The organism is Thalassovita gelatinovora (assembly GCF_001458355.1).
In the GTDB taxonomy this organism is placed as follows: domain Bacteria; phylum Pseudomonadota; class Alphaproteobacteria; order Rhodobacterales; family Rhodobacteraceae; genus Thalassobius; species Thalassobius gelatinovorus.
In genome coordinates, this window is record NZ_CYSA01000019.1 from 97,898 (window position 1) to 118,890 (window position 20,993).

The following is a 20,993-nucleotide window of genomic DNA, read 5'->3' on the forward strand; positions in this document are numbered from 1 at the left end:
TTAAACGATAATCAGGGTCAGGACGGTCAACACGACCGATCCGATCAGGCAGGCCCAACCCAGTTTTTCAGCAGTAGGCAAATCCATCCCTTTGCCCGCATCAAAAGCGAGGTGACGCAGACCCGCGAGGTAATGATACCACAGACCCAGCACCGACAGGGTCATGACCAGATCGCCAAACCACGAAGTCAGGACGGCATCGGCCAGAGCATAATATTCAGCACTTGTCGCCGCGGCCAGCAACCACCACACGACCAGAACAACACTGACAATCAAAGCATTGCCGGTGATCCGCGTCAGAATAGAGGTGATCGCTGTCAGCTGCGGGCGATAGATTAGGATGTGCGGAGAAAGCGGGCGCTCGGCCTTTTTCACATCAGCCATATCAGATCCTTTCAGGGTTCCCTTGCTTAACCCCCTTCTTACCGTTTTTTTCGCTCATGTCACGCGCAACGGGTGCAGCTATAGCGCTAAACTTTGCATAAAATTCAGAAATCCAATCATTTGTGATCACAGCGAAACCCAGTGTGATCACAAAAATAACCTTATTGATTTTATCGGAATTGAGAGCGATTCCAGAACGTAACTTTGCATATGCAGCAACGCCGCTTCATTCAATCAATGCACATGACGCCAAATCATCCGACATCGGGGCACTTCAATATCCCGTGTCGCGATCAGTCGGTAACGGGCGTCCGGCTGACCACAGGATTGCCTGAAAACTCGATCCGCAGCAAAGGCGCGAAACCGGAGTTCACTGCGACCGTGTGATCATTCGAGTCAACAGTGATCAGATCGGCATCAAGGCCCAATAATCAAGGTCTAACAGAACTTCAGGCAAGTATTTCCCATCCTCGCCCTTCAGTTGGAACGCATCGCCACCCTTAGTGGCGACCAGCCGCAACCGGATCGCGCCGACGCCCGGTGCGGATGTTTCGGCCTTGTCCAGGACTTCGGACCAGGCTTTGACCGTCAATCCGCTGAAACAGGGGTTGGCGTGGGCCCCACCATTCAGGCCGACGATCATCTGCGCATTGGCCAGCCCGTTGAACGACAGCGCGCGGGCCATCGAAATAATGTGACCACCATAGATCAACCGCTGTCCGTCAGGGCGGAAGGTAGCGTCGAAATGTACCTTGGCGGTGTTCTGCCACAAGCGAGTTGCCAGCATATGTTCGGCTTCTTCAATCGTCACCCCATCCACATGGTCGATCTTTTCACCGATTTCATAATCGCCCCAACGATGCGGTTCGCCCGCCTGAACGAAATCATAATTGGAAAAATCCAACCCGTCGGGGATCACCAGATCTTCGGCCGGGATCACCGTGCGTAGATCGGGGATAACGGTATCAGGGGCAGCTGCGTCCAGATCGCGTTTGCGCACCATCACCCAACGGACGTAGTCCAGAACCACTTCCCCCATCTGGTTCATGCCACGGGTGCGCACGTAAACGACGCCGGATTTACCATTGGAATTCTGTTTCAGCCCGATCACTTCGGACACCGACCGCAACGTGTCGCCGGGATAGACCGGTTGCAACCAACGGCCTTCGGCATACCCCAGATTGGCCACCGCGTTCAGCGACACATCCGGTACCGTCTTGCCGAACACCACGTGGAACGCGGCCAGATCGTCAAGCGGACTTGCTTCCAGACCACAGTCACGGGCAAATTCATCAGAGGAATAAAGCGCGTGACGGGCGGGATAGAGCGCGTGATAAAGCGCCCGTTCACCTTCGCCCACGGTACGCGGAACCGCATGTGCGATAACATCGCCCAGCTTGTAATCCTCGAAAAAGCGGCCTGCATTGGTCTTCGCCATCATTGGTCTCCAAGTTTCAGTTCGGGATGGTATTCGCCGGGGGTGTCTTTGATCACCGCCTGTCCACAGCGCATGACCCCGTTGGCGGTATCAAAGGCATAAGTCGGATCGCCATGCAGCGCCCAGCCTTTGTTCAGAGCCTCTGTCACCTTGTGGCAGAAGGCCGAGGTGTCATCGGCAGTCAGAAAACGATAGATTTTCATGGGTGTCATCCAAACGGGTTATAGCCAAGCCAGATGTGGATCATGGCGATTACGCCGAACACCAAAACCGTCCCGACAGCGGCACCGATTTCCTTGCCGGTCGAAAATTCGGTCGGTTTCTTCCAGTCCGGTTCGATTTTATTGATCAGGACCACTTCCAATACGGCCCAGATCATCAAACCACCGAATAGAATGAAGGACGGCACGTCGCCGTTCACGATCAAGTGGCCCAAGGCCCAGACCTTGACCCCGGTCAATTGCGGATGGCGCACTTTCGCTGTGATCCGGGTTTTCATGCCCGAAGCAGCAAAGAAATAGATCGAAACCAGCATCAGCAGGTTGTTGATCCCGGCCAGCATCGGGGAGCGTCCCCAGAATACTGCGCCGTCCGCCATACGGTACCCGACCACCATCAGCACCAACGACACAAGCAGCGCCAACGCGATCGGCCCCTTGCCCTTTTCGCCCCAAGTGGCGCGCAATTCGGGTGCCACCCGTTTGAACAAATGCGCTGCGGACCACAGCAATACGCCCAGAACAAGCCAGATCATGAAGGCCTCCATTAGAGAAATTTCTGGGCGCTACTGTGCCTTATTTGGCCAGTTCGGCAATAGCCGCAGCCTTGGCCAGGGCTTTTTTCGCGGTTTCGACATGCAGATTTTCGACGATCTTGCCATCAACCACCGCGACGCCCTGCCCAGCGGCTTCGATTTCTTCAAAGGCGGCGATTTGGCGTTTGGCCAGCTCGATCTCAGCCTCGGAAGGGGCGAAGGCGGCGTTGGTTACGTCCACCTGCGCTGGATGGATCAGGGTTTTGCCATCATAGCCCAGATCGCGGCCCTGATCGCATTCGACCTTCAACCCCTCGTCATCCTTGAACTGATTATAGACCCCATCGATGGCAACCACGTTATGCGACCGTGCCGCCAACAGGATGGTTTGCAACGCCACTTGCATCGGTAAACGGTCGGCGCGGAACCGGCAATTCAATTCCTTAGCCAAATCATTGGTCCCCGCCACGAAACCGGCCAGTTGCGGGTGGGCGGCGATTTCCAGCGCATTGAGAATGCCCAGAGGGGTTTCCATCATCGCCCAGATCGGTTTGCCATTGCCCAAAAGATCGGCCAGCGCCTGCACATCTGCGGCCGAATTGACCTTGGGCAGCAGGAAAGCATCGGCGTCCGCGTCGCGCAGCGCTTCGACATCACCTGCCCCCCATTCGGTATCAAGCCCGTTGATCCGGATGATCTTGACACGATTGCCATAGCCGCCCTGCCCCAGCGCCGCCTTCAGCGTCGCGCGGGCGTCAACCTTGGCATCGGGGGTTACTGCGTCTTCAAGGTCAAAGATGATCGCATCGACCGGCAGGCTGCGGGCCTTCTCCAGCGCCCGGTCCTTAGACCCGGGAATATAGAGTACCGAACGATAAGGGCGGGCGGTCATGTCCATTTGCATCTCCTCGCAACAATCTTGCGCGGAATTGGGCATTTTTAATCAAAAACTTCAAGCAGATTTTTGCCGCATTGCAGAAATCGCAAGACAATGATCCTGCGTAACGTCACGTTTACCGCGGCTTCAACCACTGATGTGCCTCTCCACCCCACCGGATCAGAAGCGGGATCACCGTTCGGCCAAATCCTCCCAACATGAACGACAAGATGTCCAACCCTTCGATTCGGGTCTTTTTGGGGCTGGTCGACCGGACAGTTTGCCTTGGCATAGCGGGCAAAGTTGCCGGAAACAGGGGGGGCACGGGGCCTGATCCGGCGTGGTCAGGTCACACCATCCCAGATCAGTTTCGTCCCGGTCAGGATCAGCAAAACATATGTCAGCCCGAAAAAGACCCGGTCCGAAACCTTGTAATGCAACCGCACCCCGATCCATGCCCCCAGCAGGGCAAACGGGGCCAACACGATATCCGCCAGCAAAGTCTGATATGTAAAGATACCAAGAAACCCATACAAAACAAATTTGAACAGGTTGATGGCCCAGAAGATGAGCACGGTCGTCGCCTGATACGGGGTTTTGCCCAACTTCCGTGACAGAAGATAAACCGCAGCAGGCGGCCCACCCGCGTGACTGACAAAGCTGGTAAAGCCGGTGACCACCCCGGCAATTGCCCCGCCCCAGATCGGCAGCGATCGCTTTGGGGCTGAAATTACGCCAAGTCGCATTCCCACCTGCCACAGCACAAAAACCACCGCGATTCCTCCGATCAGCACGCGGAGAATATCGGCATCGACGCTCTGGTACAGCCAACCGCCCAGAACAACCCCCGGCAACGCGCCCAAGATCAGTATCCGAGCATCAGGCCAGTTCCACTTTTTCCAATAGGGTCGCAGGGTCGAGACATCGATCAGCATCAACAGCGGCAGCATGATACCAAGTGCCTGAGCCGGTTCCAACACGATGGCGAGAATCGCGGCAGAAGCGAAAGCAGCCCCAGACCCAAAACCGCCCTTGGAAATACCCGCAAAAACCGCAGCAGCTGCGGCAATCGCCGAAGCCATCAAATCCATCTGCATTTCCGCAACCCCTTTCGTTCGCGCTATCATGCCTGATTTAGCTGCAAAAATCGTCACATCACAGTCACAAAAATCCCGGTGCCGCATCGCAGCACCCTTGCGTGAAAGACCGGAAGGGTCTACCCCATGCGCGATTTCTCAACGGACCGGAGATAAATTCCATGGCCAGACCCAAGATCGCCCTCATCGGCGCAGGACAGATCGGTGGCACCCTTGCCCACCTCGTAGCCCTGAAAGAACTCGGCGACGTCGTTCTGTTCGACATTGCCGAAGGCACCCCCGAAGGCAAAGCGTTGGACATCGCTGAATCAGGCCCTTCGGAAGGCTTCGACGCGACGCTGAAAGGCACCCAGTCCTATGAGGACATCGCCGGTGCCGATGTATGCATCGTGACCGCAGGCGTGCCGCGCAAACCCGGCATGAGCCGCGATGACCTGCTGGGTATCAACCTGAAGGTCATGAAGTCGGTCGGCGAAGGCATTCGCGACCACGCACCAAACGCATTCGTGATCTGCATCACCAACCCGCTGGACGCGATGGTCTGGGCCCTGCAGCAATTCTCGGGTCTGCCCGCGAACAAAGTCTGTGGCATGGCCGGCGTTCTGGACAGCGCCCGTTTCAGCCATTTCCTGTCGGTGGAATTCGGCGTGTCGATGAAAGACGTCACCGCCTTTGTTCTGGGCGGCCACGGCGACACCATGGTGCCGTCGGTTCGCTATTCGACCGTTGGCGGCATTCCGCTGCCCGATCTGGTCGCAATGGGCTGGACCACGCAGGACAAGCTGGACGCCATCGTGCAGCGCACCCGTGACGGCGGCGCCGAAATTGTTGGCCTGCTGAAAACCGGGTCGGCCTTCTATGCACCCGCCACTTCGGCAATCGAAATGGCCGAAGCCTATCTCAAGGATCAGAAGCGCGTTCTTCCCTGCGCCGCTTATTGCGATGGCGAAATTGGCGTCAAGGACATGTATGTCGGCGTGCCGACCGTGATCGGCGCTGGTGGCATCGAAAAAGTTATCGACATCAAGCTGACCAAAGAAGAACAGGTCATGTTCGACAAGTCGGTCGACGCCGTGAAAGGCCTAGTCGCCGCGTGTAAGGAAATCGATCCGTCGCTGGCATAAGCGTCAGATCACCTGCAAGGCATCTCGAAAGGGTCCGGTTTCCGGGCCCTTTTTCTTTGCTTTCGGCTCAGGGCTTCACCAGCGCCAGATGGGTGACCCGCTGCATTTCGGCCAGATACTCAACTTCCGGCCAGCCGTTTTCCAACACGCAATGCGCCCAGCCGTCCATGTTAAGCAGGGTGAAATACAAATCTGTCGCCCTTGCCTCGGTCAGGTGATCCAGCAGATCGCCATCGGCTTTGAGCGCGCTGACCGCCGCCGCGCAGCCTTCCTTCATCGCGCGAATGCGGTCCTCCCAGGCGGATTTGGCCTCCTCGTCGCCGGGTCCCATCCGCATCAGCGATTGTTTCAACGGGTAAATAGCGGGAAAGAATTCCAGCATCGCCTGGGTATAAGCGGTGAGGCGGCTGCGCCCATCCGGTGCGGCGCGGCTGGGTGCCAGCCGGGCGTCGACATCCAGCTGGTCGCCGAAATGCAGAATCGCAGCGGTCAGCATCTCGGACCGATTGGTGAAATGGTCATAGACCGTTTGCCGGGTGACCCCTGCGGCCTTGGCCACATCGATCATCCGCAGGAGCGATCCCTCGGGGGCGAGCAACAGAGAAAGTACAGTATCCAGAAGGAGATGGCGGGTTTTCGTTCGCTTATTTGACATGATGTAAGATTTTTAATTGACATGATGTAAGGTTTTGCGGCATCTAACCAACATTCTTACACCGTGTCAAAAAGAGACTTACCATGACAAAATTCATCAAACCCTTCCTCTTCCTGTCTTCGGCCGTCCTGCTACTGGTCGGCCTGATGCTCAGCTTCGCACCGGACGTGATGTATGCCAGTTCGGGTCATAGCCTGCCCGACATGACCCTGCTGCGCTCCGACCTGCGTTCGGGCGGGATGGTCTTGCTGGTCTGCGGCCTGTTCGTGCTCTGGTCCGCGCTGCGGGGCAGCCGCATCGAACTGGCGCTGCTGCTGTCTGCCCTGGCCTATCTCGGCTACGGTCTGGGTCGCGTTGTCAGCCTTGGCTTCGACGGGGCGCCGGACACGACGCTCGCCACGGTCATGGCCATTGAATGGGTCTTGGGGCTGACCGCGCTCGTCTTGCTGTGGCGGGGCAAAGGAGCCGGGAACGGCACGCCGATGGCTGCGAATTAAGTCCGCATTCAGAACCGAAAACAGGCGGGTCTCATCTGGGTGATGAGGCCCGCCTTTTTTTTTGCGCCGAACCCGTACACTCTGCGCGCTCCCTTCGACACGACCCGCCCCGCAGACGCGGCAAGCCACCGTTAAAAAAACCGACAGGGGCCGCGTTCTTCGGCCCTGCGGAAAAACTTGACCTGATAATCTTCGGCTATTTGAATAAATTTGGCGGACTGCGAATCACGTCAAAAGCAGACTCCGCGTTTGTGATCACACTTTTCAAAGCTGTGATCACAAAACGCAGAAATATCCGCCAAATCCCGCCACGCCCTAAAAAAACAATTAAACATTGCGTTGGCCTATGTCAGACCATGCTTAATCGTAGCAAGACGGGACAATTTCATGAACATTCATGAGTATCAGGCGAAAGCACTGCTTCGCGAATACGGCGCCCCGGTATCGGAAGGACGTGTCGTCCTGAAGGCCGAGAACGCAAAAACTGCCGCAGGCGAACTCGACGGTCCGCTTTGGGTGGTTAAGGCACAAATCCACGCAGGTGGCCGCGGCAAAGGGTCCTTCAAGGAAGCCGATGCCGGTGAAAAAGGCGGCGTGCGCCTGGCCAAGTCGGTAGAGGAAGCCGCCGAAGAAGCCAAGAAAATGCTGGGCCGTACCCTGGTCACGCATCAGACCGGCCCGGCGGGCAAGCAGGTCAACCGGATCTATATCGAAGACGGGTCCGACATCGAACGCGAATTGTACCTGGCGCTGCTGGTGGATCGCCAGACGTCGCGGATTTCTTTCGTTTGCTCGACCGAAGGCGGCATGGACATCGAAGAAGTCGCCGCCAATACCCCGGAAAAAATTCTCAGCTTCAGCGTCGATCCGGCCACCGGCTACATGCCGTTCCATGGCCGCCGCATCGCCTTTTCTCTGGGTCTGACCGGCGGTCAGGTCAAACAATGCGTCAAGTTGATGGGTCAGCTCTATAAAGCCTTCGTCGAGAAGGACATGGAGATGCTGGAAATCAACCCGCTGATCGTTATGGACAATGGCGACCTGAAAGTGCTGGACGCCAAGCTGGGGTTCGATGGCAACGCGATTTACCGCCATGCCGATGTCGCCGCTTTGCGTGACGAAACCGAAGAAGACCCCAAGGAATTGGCAGCCAGCAAATTCGACCTGAACTATATCGCGCTGGACGGCGAAATTGGGTGCATGGTGAACGGTGCCGGTTTGGCGATGGCCACGATGGACATCATCAAGCTTTACGGTGCCGAGCCTGCCAACTTCCTCGATGTGGGCGGCGGCGCGACCAAGGAAAAAGTGACCGAAGCGTTCAAGATCATCACCAGTGATCCCAACGTCAAAGGCATCCTGGTCAACATCTTCGGCGGCATCATGCGCTGCGATGTCATCGCCGAAGGCGTGATCGCTGCAGTGAAAGAAGTCGGCCTGCAAGTTCCGCTGGTCGTACGTCTGGAAGGCACCAATGTCGAACAAGGCAAAGAAATCATCAACACTTCGGGTCTTGATGTGATCGCCGCCGACAACCTGTCGGATGGTGCAGAAAAGATCGTGAAAGCGGTGAAGGGCTAAGACAATGGCAGTACTCGTAGACGAAAACACCAAGGTGATCTGTCAGGGCCTGACCGGCTCGCAAGGCACCTTCCACACCGAACAAGCCATTGCTTATGGCACCAAGATGGTCGGCGGTGTCACCCCCGGCAAGGGCGGCATGGACCATCTGGGCCTGCCGGTCTTCAACTCGGTCCACGAAGCGATGGCGAAAACCGAAGCCAACGCTACCGTGATCTATGTTCCCCCGCCGTTCGCGGCCGACTCGATCCTCGAAGCGATCGACGCGGAAATGGAACTGATCGTCTGTATCACCGAAGGCATCCCGGTGCTGGACATGATGAAGGTGAAGCGCGCGCTGGAAGATAGCAAATCGCGCCTGATCGGCCCGAACTGCCCTGGTGTCATCACCCCCGGTGCCTGCAAGATCGGTATCATGCCCGGCCATATCCACAAACGTGGTTCGGTTGGTGTTGTGTCTCGCTCCGGCACCCTGACTTATGAAGCGGTCAAGCAGACCTCGGATATCGGTCTGGGCCAATCTTCGGCTGTGGGCATTGGCGGCGACCCGATCAAGGGCACCGAACATATCGACGTGCTGGACATGTTCCTGGACGACGATGAAACCCAGTCGATCATCATGATCGGTGAAATCGGGGGCTCGGCCGAAGAAGAAGCCGCCGCATTCCTGGCCGAACAGAAGAAAAAAGGCCGCTGGAAGCCGGTTGCCGGTTTCATCGCCGGGCGCACCGCCCCTCCGGGCCGTCGCATGGGCCATGCCGGTGCCATCGTTGCCGGTGGCAAGGGCGGCGCGGAAGACAAGATCGAAGCAATGAAAGCCGCCGGGATCGTTGTCGCCGACAGCCCAGCCACTTTGGGTGAAGCCGTGCTGAAAGCGATCGAACTCGGCTGATATGGAGCCTCCATGCGACCATAACGGGCACAGCCGCATTCGGGACATTCCGGCGGTCATGCTCTTTGTCGCCTTGATCGGGGCTTTGGTCCCGATCACCGTCGTATCGGTCAAAAAGGCCGACCCGACGACTCGTTTCTGGGACGGGGCGATGCTTCGCCCCAATCCACTCACTTATTCCTCCTCATCCCCCGCCTCATTCGAGGAACAGCGCCATGAATGATCAGTCTCCGAACGATACCTTCCACGCCTCCAGTTTCATGCAGGGGCATAACGCGGAATATCTCGAACAGCTTTATGCCCGATACGCCAACGATCCCAATGCGGTCGATGAGGCGTGGCAGGAATTTTTCCGCCAGCTCGGCGATACGGACATGGACGTGAAGGCCGAAGCCCAAGGCCCGTCCTGGGCCCGCGCTGACTGGCCGCCGGTTCCGAATGACGATCTGACCGCCGCTCTGGATGGTCAATGGCCCGCCGCCCCGATCAAGGAAGGCAAGGAAGCCGGCAAGAAAATCGCCGCCAAGGCCGCCGAAAAAGGCGTCGAGGTCAGCGATGAGGAAGTCAAACGCGCCGTTCTGGATTCGATCCGGGCCCTGATGATTATCCGCGCTTACCGGATTCGCGGTCATCTGGTGGCCGATCTGGATCCGCTGGGCATGCAGGAAGAAAACCCGCATCCCGAACTGGACCCGAAATCCTATGGCTTCACCGAAGCCGACATGGACCGACCGATTTTCATCGACAACGTGCTGGGTTTGCAGATCGCATCACTGCGGCAAATCCTCGATATCGTGAAACGCACCTATTGTGGCACCTTCGCACTGCAATACATGCACATTTCGAACCCCGAAGAAGCTGGCTGGCTGAAAGAACGGATCGAAGGCTTCAACAAGGAAATCACCTTTACCCGCGAGGGGCGCAAAGCGATCCTGAACAAGCTGGTCGAGGCCGAGGGTTTTGAAAAGTTCCTGCATGTCAAATACATGGGTACCAAGCGGTTCGGCCTTGATGGCGGTGAAGCGCTGATCCCTGCGATGGAACAGATCATCAAGCGTGGCGGTAGCCTGGGGGCAAAGGAAGTTGTCGTCGGGATGCCACATAGGGGCCGGTTGTCGGTTCTGGCCAACGTGATGGAAAAACCCTATCGCGCCATTTTCAATGAGTTCCAAGGCGGCAGCTTCAAACCCGAAGACGTCGACGGATCGGGCGATGTGAAGTACCATCTCGGCGCATCGTCAGACCGCGAATTCGACAATAACAAAGTCCACCTGTCGCTGACCGCAAACCCGTCGCACCTGGAAGCGGTGAACCCGGTCGTTCTGGGCAAGGTCCGCGCCAAGACCGACCAGATGAACGATCCTGATCGTGTATCGGTGATCCCTGTGCTGCTGCATGGTGACGCCGCCTTTGCCGGTCAAGGCGTTGTCGCGGAATGTTTCGGCCTGTCGGGCCTGCGTGGCCACAGAACCGGCGGCACCATCCACATTGTCGTGAACAACCAGATCGGGTTTACCACCGCGCCGCATTTTTCGCGGTCATCACCCTATCCGACTGATATCGCGCTGATGGTCGAAGCTCCCATTTTCCACGTGAATGGCGACGATCCCGAAGCAGTGGTACACGCCGCCAAGGTGGCGACAGAATTCCGCCAGAAATTCCACAAGGACGTCGTGATCGACATCTTCTGTTATCGCCGCTTCGGCCATAACGAAGGTGACGAACCAATGTTCACCAATCCGCTGATGTACAATCAGATCAAGAAGCACAAGACCACGCTTCAGCTTTATACAGAACGTCTGGTCAAGGACGGGTTGATCCCGGAAGGCGAAATCGAGGACATGAAAGCCTCGTTTCAGGCCCATCTGAATGAAGAATTCGAAGCGGGCAAGGACTTCAAGCCGAACAAGGCCGATTGGCTGGATGGCCGCTGGTCGCATCTTGATAAGCAAGAACGCAACAAATACCAGCGTGGCCAAACCGCGATTTCGCCAGAAACCATGGCCCAAGTCGGCGATTCGCTGACCCGTGCGCCTGAAGGGTTCCCACTGCATAAAACCGTTTCCCGGTTGCTGGAAACCAAGAAGAAGATGTTCGAAACCGGCACCGGATTTGACTGGTCCACCGGCGAAGCTCTGGCTTTTGGTTCGCTTCTGACCGAAGGGTATCCGATCCGTCTGTCTGGTCAGGATTCGACCCGTGGCACCTTTTCGCAGCGCCATTCGGGGTTGGTAAATCAGGAAACCGAAGAACGCTACTATCCGCTGAACCACATCCGAGAAGGTCAGGCCCGTTACGAAGTCATCGACTCGATGCTGTCGGAATATGCGGTGCTGGGCTTCGAATACGGCTATTCGCTTGCCGAACCGAATGCACTGACCATGTGGGAAGCCCAGTTTGGCGATTTCGCCAACGGCGCTCAGATCATGTTCGATCAGTTCATCAGCTCGGGCGAAGCCAAGTGGCTGCGCATGTCGGGCTTGGTCTGCCTGCTGCCGCATGGGTTCGAAGGCCAGGGGCCGGAACACAGCTCGGCCCGTCTGGAACGGTTCCTGACCATGTGTGGCGGCGATAACTGGATCGTGGCGAACTGCACCACGCCGGCGAACTATTTTCACATCCTGCGGCGGCAACTGCACCGTACCTACCGCAAGCCACTGATCCTGATGACACCGAAATCGCTGCTGCGTCACAAACTGTGCATTTCCGATGCCGAGGATTTCCAGACCGGATCTTCGTTCCACCGGGTGTTGTGGGATGACGCCGAAAAAGGCCATTCCGATACCAAACTTGCCCCGGATGACCAGATCAAGCGCGTCGTCCTGTGTTCCGGCAAAGTCTATTTCGACCTGCTGGAAGAACGCGATGCACGCGGTCTGGACAATGTGTACCTGATGCGGCTTGAACAGTTCTATCCGTTCCCCGCCATGACCATGGTGAAGGAACTTGAACGCTTCAAGAATGCCGAAATGGTTTGGTGTCAGGAAGAACCCAAGAACCAAGGCGGCTGGAACTTCATCGAACCCAATATCGAATGGGTTCTGACCCGGATCGGCGCCAAGCATACCCGTCCGACCTATGTCGGCCGCTCGGCCTCGGCATCGCCGGCGACCGGTCTAGCCAGCCAGCATAAAGCCCAGCAACAACAGCTCGTCGACGACGCGCTGACCATCGAAGGAAATTAACCGATGACGACCGAAGTACGTGTCCCCACCCTCGGCGAATCCGTCACCGAAGCGACGGTTGCCACCTGGTTCAAGAAACCCGGCGATGTCGTCGCAGCCGATGAAATGCTGTGCGAACTGGAAACCGACAAGGTAACCGTCGAAGTGCCCAGTCCCGCGGCAGGCACTCTGACCGAAATCGTGGCATCCGAAGGCACCACCGTGGGCGTTGATGCCCTGCTGGCAAACATCACTGAAGGGGCAACCGCAGCGGCCCCTGCTCCGGCCGCCAACGACGCCGCCCCGACCGCAGCCGCCGGAAAATCGGTGGATGTGATGGTCCCCTCTTTGGGTGAATCGGTGACCGAGGCCACCGTTTCAAGTTGGTTCAAGAAAGTCGGCGACGCCGTGGCACAGGATGAAATGCTGTGCGAACTGGAAACCGACAAAGTGTCGGTCGAAGTGCCCAGCCCCGCCGCCGGTGTGCTGGCAGAAATCGTGGCCCCTGAAGGCAGTACCGTTGATGCCAGTGCCAAACTGGCGGTCATTGCAGCAGGTGCCGCCGGAACCGTGGCCGCGCCCGCAGCGGACATGCAATCCGCCTCCACCACAGCCCCCGCTGCTGGTGGCAAGGATGTCGAAGACGCCCCTTCTGCCAAGAAAGCCATGGCCGAAGCCGGCATCAGCCGCGACGCCGTCACCGCAAGCGGCAAAGATGGCCGCGTGATGAAAGAAGACGTAGCCAAGGCCATTGCGTCTGCCACCACTGCGCCCGCAGCGGCATCCCCGCAGCCAACCGCAATGCCGCGCGGCCCGGTCAATGCCGACGACGCTGGTCGCGAAGAACGGGTCAAGATGACCCGCCTGCGCCAAACCATTGCGCGGCGTCTGAAGGACGCGCAGAACGCGGCTGCGATCCTGACCACCTATAACGAGGTGGACATGACCGAAACGATGGCTTTGCGCAAAGAATACAAGGAACTGTTCGAGAAAAAACACGGCGTGAAACTTGGCTTCATGTCCTTCTTCACCAAGGCTTGCTGCCACGCGCTGAAAGAAGTGCCGGAAGTGAACGCCGAAATCGACGGGACCGACATCGTCTACAAGAACTTCGTCCATATGGGCATCGCTGCGGGCACGCCGCAGGGGCTGGTGGTTCCGGTGATCCGCGATGCCGACCAGATGTCCTTTGCCGAGATCGAAAAAGCGATTGCCGAAAAGGGCAAGCGCGCCCGCGATGGTAAACTCAGCATGGCCGAAATGCAGGGCGGCACCTTTACCATCTCCAACGGCGGTGTCTACGGCTCGCTGATGTCCTCGCCGATCCTGAACCCGCCGCAATCGGGGATCCTCGGCATGCACAAGATCCAGGACCGGCCGATGGTCATCAACGGCGAAATCAAGATCCGCCCGATGATGTATCTGGCGCTCAGCTACGATCACCGCATCGTCGACGGCAAGGGTGCCGTGACCTTCCTCGTGCGCGTCAAGGAAGCGCTGGAAGACCCGCGCCGGTTGCTGATGGATCTCTAAAGGCAGGGCCGGGCTGAAGCCCGGCCTACGACACCGCGATGGGGCGGGCTGCGGCCCGCCTTGTCCGCAACAGGAAGGGTTTTCGTGTTGATCCTCGTGATGTACTTTCCGTCAGAAGATCCCGCCCGGAAAAACCGGAAGGTCGGGCCGAGATGACCCCGGAAAAAACCGCCCTCGTTTCCTGCATGCGCAACGAAGGGATCTTCGTGCTGGAATGGATCGCCTATCATCAGGGGCTTGGCTTCGACGCCATCGTTATCGTCAGCAATGACAATACTGACGGCTCCGACGCGCTGCTCGACCAGTTGGCTGCCTTGGGCCATATTATCCATATCCGACAGACCCTCCCCGAAGGAAGCAATCCACAGGATTACGGTATGGACCTCGCGCTGAAACATCTGCGCGACAATGGCTTTACCTGGTGCCTGCATATCGACAGCGATGAATTTCTGCTGATCGATCTCGGCGACGGCAAAATTGCCGACCTGCTGACCCTTGTCGGCCGCGCCGATGTCGTCCCGATCTGCTGGCGCAATTTCGGCGATAGCGGCCTGACCCACTGGACCCCGGGTGCGTCAGTGCTGCGAAGCTTCACCCGCGCCGAACCCGGACCCACGCCGGGCGAAACCAAATCCAAATGCCTGTTCCGCGTCGCCAGCTTTGCCCGTGCCACCGATCACAACCCGCTGGACCCGCTGGCCGAAAACCCGCTGGTGCTGTCGCCGGATGACGAATGGCTCTCCAATCGCACGCTTTACGATGCCAAATCCGCCCGCTTCCGCGACCGGGAAGTATCGTGCCGCGCCCGCAATGCGCGGCTGAACCATTACGGGGTCAAATCACAGGACCTGTTCTTGATGAAAAATGACCGCGGCGATGGCCAAGGCAAACAGGGCATGGACAAATACCTGCTGCACTCCAGCTGGCACCGACAGGCCAATCGCAACGATGTCGAAGACCGCGCCATCCTGCGTCACTGGCCCGACACAGACCGCCGCCTTGCCGCGCTGCGCAGTGATCAGCAGATTGCCACCGCAGAACGCACCTGCCAAGACTGGTTTGAAACCCGCCGCGCCACAATCCTGACCCCGAAAACCCTCCGCGCCTGGACCAAAAGGGGGGCTGCATGACTTCTTCTGTTCGCAAATACCCTCGGGGGGAGGCCCGCAGGGGCCGTGGGGGGCAAACACTCCCCGCCCCGCCCGCTAAACCCATCCAACAAACGCTCAAAGATCTGACGGAGACAGCCAATGGCACAATATGACGTAATCGTAATCGGCGCTGGCCCCGGCGGCTATGTAGCAGCCATCCGCTGCGCCCAGCTTGGCCTCAAAACCGCCTGTGTCGAAAGCCGCGACACCTTGGGCGGCACCTGCCTGAACGTGGGCTGCATCCCGTCCAAGGCGTTGCTTCATGCTTCCCACCAGTTGCACGAAGCGGAACATAATTTCGCCAAGATGGGGCTGAAGGGCAAATCGCCTTCGGTCGATTGGAAACAGATGCTGTCCTACAAGGACGAGGTCGTGGCAGGCAACACCAAGGGAATTGAATTCCTGTTCAAGAAGAACAAGATCGACTGGATCAAAGGCCGGGCTTCGATCCCTGCCACAGGCAAGGTGCAGGTCGGCGACGATATCCATGACGCCAAGAACATCATCGTCGCAACCGGGTCCGAAGCGTCCTCAATCCCCGGGGTCAAGATCGACGAAAAAGTGGTGGTCAGTTCCACCGGGGCGCTGGAACTGCCGAAGATTCCGAAGAAATTGGTGGTGATCGGTGCCGGTGTTATCGGGCTGGAATTGGGCTCAGTCTATAAACGTCTGGGTTCCGAGGTCACGGTGGTGGAATTCCTCGATCAGATCACCCCGGGCATGGATGCCGAAGTGCAAAGGACCTTCCAGCGGATACTGAAAAAACAAGGGCTGGACTTCATCATGGGCGCGGCGGTGCAGAAAGTCGACGCCACCAAGACCAAGGCCAAGGTGACCTACAAGCTGCGCAAGGATGACAGCGAAGCCACGCTCGACGCCGACGTGGTTCTGGTTGCAACGGGCCGGAAACCCTACACAGATGGGTTGGGACTTGAAGCGCTCGGCGTGGAAATCAGCCCGCGCGGCCAGATCAAGACCGATGACCATTGGCAGACCAGTGTCAAAGGCATCTATGCCATCGGCGATGTGATCGACGGGCCGATGCTGGCGCACAAGGCCGAAGACGAAGGCATGGCCTGCGCCGAAGTTGTCGCCGGCAAGGCAGGGCATGTGAATTACGGCGTGATCCCCGGTGTAATCTACACCGCGCCCGAAATCGCCACGGTGGGCAAGACCGAAGAACAGTTGAAGCAAGAAGGCGTCGCTTACAAAGCTGGCAAATTTTCCTTCATGGGCAATGCCCGCGCCAAGGCCGTGTTTCAGGGCGAGGGCTTCGTCAAGTTGCTGGCGGATGCTGAAACCGACCGGGTTCTGGGCTGCCACATCATCGGCCCCGGCGCGGGCGACCTGATCCACGAAATTTGCGTGGCGATGGAATTCGGTGCCTCGGCCGAAGACGTGGCGCTGACCTGCCACGCGCACCCGACCTTTTCGGAAGCCGTGCGCGAAGCTGCGCTGGCCTGTGGTGACGGCGCGATCCACGCGTAATCAGCCGCACAGGCAGACAAAACAAAGGTCACCCGCAAGGGTGGCCTTTCACTTCTGATCCGCGCGCGCTCCGGACATTTCACGGAACCGTTCGTAAAGCATCGCGTATTCCGCCGGGATATCGCGGTAGGATAACAGCCCGGCCACCCGGCCCGTTTCCAGCACAGGAAGATGGCGGAACGACTCGCCCAGCCGCACGATCAGCGCTTCGGAAACCGCGTCATCTATGTCGATGGTCACCGGGTCTGCGGTCATCGCCGTGCTGACCGGCGTATCGGCCAAGGACAGGCCCTGCGCCACGACGCGGAACACGATGTCGCGTTCAGACAGGATACCTTTAAGCGTAGCCCCATCGAGAACCGCCAACGCCCCCACGTTCAGTTCGGCCATAAGTCGGGCCGCTTCCTGAATCGGGGTTTCTGGCGAAACGGAATGCACCTTGCGGGTGCCAAGAATATTTCGAATGGTTGTCGTGCTCATGGTTCCTTTTCTAGCCGCAAGACCAAGGAAACACCAGACAACTAGCGATCCAGTCGCTCAGGGCGACAGAGGTGTAATGGGGCCCGGGCGGACCGAGAAGGAATGTCCGGGCCCGCAGCGTTATTCGGGAAACCCGATAAAGCGGGTGGTTTCCGCCACCGGGCGACGCGTTGACTGCACGGTATTGGCCGGGAAATCTTCGTTCGGCCATCCCAGCGCCACGCAGGTCATGATCACCTGATCATCGGGGATCTGCGCCACTTCGCGAACGACGGGCGATTGCATGATGCCTTGCCCGTTGATCACCGTTCCCAAGCCCCGGTTCCATGCCGCCAGCACCAACCCGTGGGTCACCGCCCCAAGATCGAAATGGGCAATGGTGCCATGCATCCCTGCAGATTTGTCAAAGGTCACCACGATCGAAACCGGCGCGTCGAACTGGCGAAAACCGCGCATCACCCAATCTTGCCGCATTTCCTTGTCTTCGCGGGCAATCCCCATGGCGGCGAATAGCTGCTTGGCAATCTCGACTTGGCGTTCCCGGTGGACGCCCTCATAGCTGCCATGATCAGAAATTTCCCGCTGTGGCGGCACACCGGCCAGCATCTTTTCCGAATTGCCCTGCCGCACCCTTTCCAGCGGTTCGCCGGTCAGTACGTGAAAATGCCAAGGCTGCGTATTCATCGAGGATGGTGCACGGCCAGCAAGTGCGATGATTTCTTCCAGCAATTCGCGTGGCACGGGGTCCGATTTATAGCCCCGAATGCTGCGCCGCCCCATCATTGCCTGTTCCAGTTCCATCCTGCTCTCCCTTTCAATGTCTCCTGCGCAAGGGTTCGACAATCAGGGAGAAGGGTCAACGCAGGACGCGGCGTCACAGTGGTCCAAAGCGGGGCAATATAAAAACATTTGCTCTGCGTAACCTGCGGCCAACCGCCCTCGGCCTCACCACATGGTCTTTGCGGCACGCCCGGCCCAGTCGCGGTCATAGCCATCGCCGTCGAAATCGCCCACGGTCATCGCCGACAGGATTTGTCCCACCGTGGGCAAGTCGGCGCTTTCATCCGCGCCCGACCATAAACGCGACCGCAGGATCGCGCGGCCGCATTGGGTATAGATTTCGTCAATGCGAATCACGATAACTGTGCGGGGTTTCTTGCCGTCGCGGTCAAAGCGCGCGATCAGACCGGCATCCGCCGTCACCCGCGCCGCGCCGTTGACCCGCACCGCATTTGATGACCCCGGCACCAGGAACATCAGCGCGATACGCGGATCGCGCACGATATTGCACAACGTGTCGATCCGGTTATTGCCGCGCCAGTCGGGCAGCGCCAAAGTGTTTTCATTCAGTTCCAGCACCACCGGACCATCGTCACCGCGCGGGCTGCCATCAATGCCCTCCGGCCCCACGGTAGAGACCACGCAAAACCGTGACGCCATGATCCAGCGCCGGTAGTCCGGCGTCAGCCGCCGCGCCACCTTTTTCAGCGATGCCGCGCCCGGTTCGCCATATAGCACCTCAAGCGCTTCTATGCTTTCAATCCATTCCATCCGGATCAAACCCCGCTTCACGCATCAAGGCATTCGATGCTGTTTCAACCTCGTCTTCCAAACGCGCCATGAATTCCTTACGCGGCAATCCGTGCGGAATGCGTGGTAAAAATTCGACCACTGCCAGTCCCGGCTTGCGGTAAATCCCGGTGCGTTTCCAGAACACGCCCACATTGGTGGCCGTCGGCACACAATCTTGGCCCAATTCGTCGGACAACACCGCCGTACCGACCTTGTAAGGCTTGCGATCCCCTGCCGCGACCCGGGTACCCTGCGGATAGATCACCAGTTGACCGGGAATTTGTGTTCCCTTGGCGACATCGGCAACCATCTTCTTGATCGCCAAACCACGCTTGCCGCGATCCACCGGAACACAACCAATGCGATAGGCGTATTGGCCAATGATCGGTGCCCACAGCAATTCCCGCTTCATGATGAATTTCGCTGCTGGCAGGGCGTGGAAAATCAGCAAAATATCAAAAAAAGACTGATGCTTGGCCGCAATCATGACTTCGTCAGTCGGCACCTCCCCACGAATTTCACCGCGCAATCCGATCATCCAGCGGGCCGTCCACAGAACCCAGCGGCAATAGGCTTTACAGGTGAAAAAAGCGCCTTTCCGGCTGAACACGGCCCAAGGAAAGAAAACGATGCCCATGATCCCCATCATTACATACATCTGGCCGACAAAGATCAGACTGCGGAACCAGCGCCAAGCATAGGCCATTAGGGCAGTTCCTTCAATTTGCGGCGGGCGGCGGCGCGGGTAGCAGCAAAAGCGACAATGCCACCGACCATCGGGATCAGCAGCGGCCAGAGCCAATGCGCCCCGTGGAACCCAAGGCCGGTCAGAAACCCGCCCTCATCCTGAGCTGCAGGCAACAAGGCAATGGCGACAACGCCAGCCACCATGCCAATCGCGGCCCCGGAGAACCCGCGCAAGGTGAAGCGGCGCACAAAAGCCCCGGCAATATAGCTGTCTTGCGCCCCGACCAACCGCAGCACCGAAATCACTTGGGTATTGGCGGCTAGGGCCGACTGCGCCGCCAGCGTAATCATCGCCGCCATCGCACCGCCAATCAGCAGGAAAGCGGTCCAGCCCAACAACCGCAGCCGCGACGCGGCCCGGACCAGCGGTTTACGCCAGCGGGTATGATCGTCCAGAACCGCGCCGGGCACTTCCGCAGCCAGCCGCAACCGCAGGCCGGTGGCGTCATAGCCCTGAACGGATTCATTGATTGCGATAAGTTGGGGGATGGGCAAGGTATCCAGCGGCAGATCCGGACCGAAAAACGGTTCCAGCAAGGTGCGCTGTTCATCGTCGTTCAACGCGTGGGCGGTGGCCACGCCGGGCGTCGTTTCCAACACCCGCAAAGCGGCGGCGATCTGGGCATCCATCTGGTCGGCCGGGGCCGAAATCCGCAAAGTCGAACTGCGGGCCAATTCATTGCTCCAGCGATCCGCCAACCGTCCAGCAGCCAATGACAGCGCCAGCGCGAACACCGCCAAGAACCCCATCGCGGCAGCGCTGAATATGGTCAGGTTCGCGGTAAACCCAGTCGGCGGCACCACTCGGTCGGCTTGGGCATCACCTACAAAAAACGCGGAACAACGGGACAGCAATTTCATAGATCCGCCCCCGCCAATTGCACCCGTCGGTTGGCGATCCGCAGCACCCGTGCCTGCACCTGGCTTTTGGCGGCGCGGATCAGGTTCAAATCATGGGTGGCGATCAGAATGGTTTTGCCCATCCGGTTCAGTTCGATCAGCAATTGCAGCAGGCGTTGTGACATTTCCCAATCGACATTGCCAGTCGGTTCATCCGCCAGCACCACATCGGGGGACATGATCACCGCACGGGCCAGTGCCGCGCGCTGCCTTTCTCCCCCCGATAATTCCGGAGGCAACGCCTCGGCCCGGGATTTCAATCCGACCCAGCTCACCAGTTCCTTCAGATTGGCCAGTTCGTCCAAGCTGTCGCGCCCCGAGACAGACAGAGGCAATGCAATGTTTTCATGCACCGGCAAGTGATCGAGAAACTGGCAATCCTGATGGACCACTCCGATCCTGCGACGATTGAGCGCGATATCGTCGCGGTCCATTAACCGGACGTCGTGATTGAACAGCCGGACATGCCCGGCTGTGGGCAGCAATGCGCCATAACAAAGCTTCATGAACGTAGTCTTGCCTGCGCCGGACGGGCCGGTCAGGAAATGAAACGACCCGGGCGCCAATTTGACCGAGATTTCACTCAACAACTCGCCGCCACCATAACTATAGGCTACGTTTTCTAATTCGATCACCGCCGCCCCCTTTGAAAGCTGTCT

General features: G+C 58.4%; 22 protein-coding genes. 9 read left to right on the forward strand and 13 right to left on the reverse strand.

Annotation, left to right across the window (positions count from 1 at the left end; genetic code table 11):
• From sdhC to TG4357_RS10710, 6 genes are all read right to left on the reverse strand, one after another.
• Positions 1 to 384 (reverse strand): succinate dehydrogenase, cytochrome b556 subunit, encoded by a 384-nt coding sequence (sdhC, locus tag TG4357_RS10685; protein WP_058262884.1) that lies wholly within the window; start codon positions 382 to 384, stop codon positions 1 to 3.
• A gap of 406 nt (positions 385 to 790) precedes the next feature.
• A complete protein-coding gene (locus TG4357_RS10690) occupies positions 791 to 1,822 on the reverse strand; it encodes a MaoC family dehydratase (protein ID WP_058262885.1) in 1,032 nt (343 codons plus the stop codon).
• Positions 1,822 to 2,025, reverse strand: coding sequence for a DUF1737 domain-containing protein (locus tag TG4357_RS10695; RefSeq protein ID WP_058262886.1), 204 nt, complete (start codon positions 2,023 to 2,025; stop codon positions 1,822 to 1,824). The genes TG4357_RS10690 and TG4357_RS10695 overlap by 1 nt, the downstream gene beginning before the upstream one ends.
• 5 nt (positions 2,026 to 2,030) lie before the next feature.
• Positions 2,031 to 2,576, reverse strand: a complete 546-nt coding sequence (locus tag TG4357_RS10700) for an NnrU family protein (protein WP_058262887.1) — start codon at positions 2,574 to 2,576, stop codon at positions 2,031 to 2,033.
• A 40-nt stretch (positions 2,577 to 2,616) separates the two neighbouring features.
• On the reverse strand, positions 2,617 to 3,474 hold the full coding sequence (locus TG4357_RS10705) for an HpcH/HpaI aldolase/citrate lyase family protein (RefSeq protein ID WP_058262888.1): 858 nt from the start codon (positions 3,472 to 3,474) through the stop codon (positions 2,617 to 2,619).
• Between the two features lie 323 nt (positions 3,475 to 3,797).
• Positions 3,798 to 4,550, reverse strand: coding sequence for a sulfite exporter TauE/SafE family protein (locus tag TG4357_RS10710; RefSeq protein WP_058262889.1), 753 nt, complete (start codon positions 4,548 to 4,550; stop codon positions 3,798 to 3,800).
• 161 nt (positions 4,551 to 4,711) lie between these two features.
• Between TG4357_RS10710 and mdh the strand changes: the two genes are divergently transcribed.
• Positions 4,712 to 5,674: a malate dehydrogenase gene (mdh, locus tag TG4357_RS10715; protein ID WP_058262890.1), complete on the forward strand. Its 963-nt coding sequence runs from the start codon at positions 4,712 to 4,714 to the stop codon at positions 5,672 to 5,674.
• A 67-nt stretch (positions 5,675 to 5,741) separates the two neighbouring features.
• Here the strand turns inward: mdh and TG4357_RS10720 are convergent, their stop codons facing one another.
• Entirely contained in the window at positions 5,742 to 6,242 is a 501-nt protein-coding gene (locus TG4357_RS10720) for a TetR/AcrR family transcriptional regulator (RefSeq protein WP_058262891.1), read from the reverse strand.
• Positions 6,243 to 6,412: 170 nt separating this feature from the next.
• On the opposite strand from TG4357_RS10720, the gene TG4357_RS10725 reads away from it, so the two are divergent.
• The 8 genes from TG4357_RS10725 (at position 6,413) to lpdA (ending at position 16,635) form a co-directional block, all read left to right on the forward strand.
• On the forward strand, positions 6,413 to 6,826 hold the full coding sequence (locus TG4357_RS10725; RefSeq protein ID WP_058262892.1) for a DUF4345 domain-containing protein: 414 nt from the start codon (positions 6,413 to 6,415) through the stop codon (positions 6,824 to 6,826).
• A 387-nt stretch (positions 6,827 to 7,213) separates the two neighbouring features.
• Positions 7,214 to 8,407 (forward strand): ADP-forming succinate--CoA ligase subunit beta, encoded by a 1,194-nt coding sequence (gene sucC / locus TG4357_RS10730; RefSeq protein WP_058262893.1) that lies wholly within the window; start codon positions 7,214 to 7,216, stop codon positions 8,405 to 8,407.
• A gap of 4 nt (positions 8,408 to 8,411) precedes the next feature.
• Positions 8,412 to 9,299 carry a succinate--CoA ligase subunit alpha gene (gene sucD, locus TG4357_RS10735; RefSeq protein WP_058262894.1) on the forward strand — a complete coding sequence of 296 codons (888 nt, stop codon included), beginning with the start codon at positions 8,412 to 8,414 and terminating at the stop codon, positions 9,297 to 9,299.
• Positions 9,300 to 9,357: 58 nt separating this feature from the next.
• Entirely contained in the window at positions 9,358 to 9,522 is a 165-nt protein-coding gene (locus tag TG4357_RS19510; RefSeq protein ID WP_158509070.1) for a hypothetical protein, read from the forward strand.
• A complete protein-coding gene (locus tag TG4357_RS10745) occupies positions 9,515 to 12,484 on the forward strand; it encodes a 2-oxoglutarate dehydrogenase E1 component (protein WP_058262896.1) in 2,970 nt (989 codons plus the stop codon). Before TG4357_RS19510 ends, TG4357_RS10745 begins: the two co-directional genes overlap by 8 nt.
• A 3-nt stretch (positions 12,485 to 12,487) precedes the next feature.
• Positions 12,488 to 13,996 carry a 2-oxoglutarate dehydrogenase complex dihydrolipoyllysine-residue succinyltransferase gene (gene odhB / locus TG4357_RS10750; RefSeq protein ID WP_058262897.1) on the forward strand — a complete coding sequence of 503 codons (1,509 nt, stop codon included), beginning with the start codon at positions 12,488 to 12,490 and terminating at the stop codon, positions 13,994 to 13,996.
• A 152-nt stretch (positions 13,997 to 14,148) separates the two neighbouring features.
• The gene (locus TG4357_RS10755; protein WP_058262898.1) at positions 14,149 to 15,126 is read left to right on the forward strand and encodes a glycosyltransferase family 2 protein; all 978 of its coding nucleotides are present in this window, start codon (positions 14,149 to 14,151) and stop codon (positions 15,124 to 15,126) included.
• 120 nt (positions 15,127 to 15,246) lie between these two features.
• Positions 15,247 to 16,635, forward strand: a complete 1,389-nt coding sequence (gene lpdA, locus TG4357_RS10760; RefSeq protein ID WP_058262899.1) for a dihydrolipoyl dehydrogenase — start codon at positions 15,247 to 15,249, stop codon at positions 16,633 to 16,635.
• Between the two features lie 48 nt (positions 16,636 to 16,683).
• Here the strand turns inward: lpdA and TG4357_RS10765 are convergent, their stop codons facing one another.
• The 6 genes from TG4357_RS10765 to TG4357_RS10790 all read right to left on the reverse strand — a co-directional run bounded on the left by TG4357_RS10765 (position 16,684) and on the right by TG4357_RS10790 (position 20,969).
• Positions 16,684 to 17,115 carry a CBS domain-containing protein gene (locus TG4357_RS10765; RefSeq protein WP_058262900.1) on the reverse strand — a complete coding sequence of 144 codons (432 nt, stop codon included), beginning with the start codon at positions 17,113 to 17,115 and terminating at the stop codon, positions 16,684 to 16,686.
• 120 nt (positions 17,116 to 17,235) lie between these two features.
• Complete coding sequence (locus TG4357_RS10770; RefSeq protein WP_058262901.1) at positions 17,236 to 17,916, reverse strand: nitroreductase; 681 nt, start codon at positions 17,914 to 17,916, stop codon at positions 17,236 to 17,238.
• Between the two features lie 144 nt (positions 17,917 to 18,060).
• Positions 18,061 to 18,666 carry a pyridoxamine 5'-phosphate oxidase family protein gene (locus tag TG4357_RS10775; protein ID WP_058262902.1) on the reverse strand — a complete coding sequence of 202 codons (606 nt, stop codon included), beginning with the start codon at positions 18,664 to 18,666 and terminating at the stop codon, positions 18,061 to 18,063.
• Complete coding sequence (locus tag TG4357_RS10780) at positions 18,653 to 19,393, reverse strand: lysophospholipid acyltransferase family protein (protein WP_058262903.1); 741 nt, start codon at positions 19,391 to 19,393, stop codon at positions 18,653 to 18,655. Before TG4357_RS10780 ends, TG4357_RS10775 begins: the two co-directional genes overlap by 14 nt.
• Positions 19,393 to 20,295 (reverse strand): cell division protein FtsX, encoded by a 903-nt coding sequence (locus TG4357_RS10785; RefSeq protein WP_058262904.1) that lies wholly within the window; start codon positions 20,293 to 20,295, stop codon positions 19,393 to 19,395. Before TG4357_RS10785 ends, TG4357_RS10780 begins: the two co-directional genes overlap by 1 nt.
• Positions 20,292 to 20,969 (reverse strand): cell division ATP-binding protein FtsE, encoded by a 678-nt coding sequence (locus TG4357_RS10790; protein ID WP_058262905.1) that lies wholly within the window; start codon positions 20,967 to 20,969, stop codon positions 20,292 to 20,294. Before TG4357_RS10790 ends, TG4357_RS10785 begins: the two co-directional genes overlap by 4 nt.
• Positions 20,970 to 20,993 lie beyond the last annotated feature (24 nt).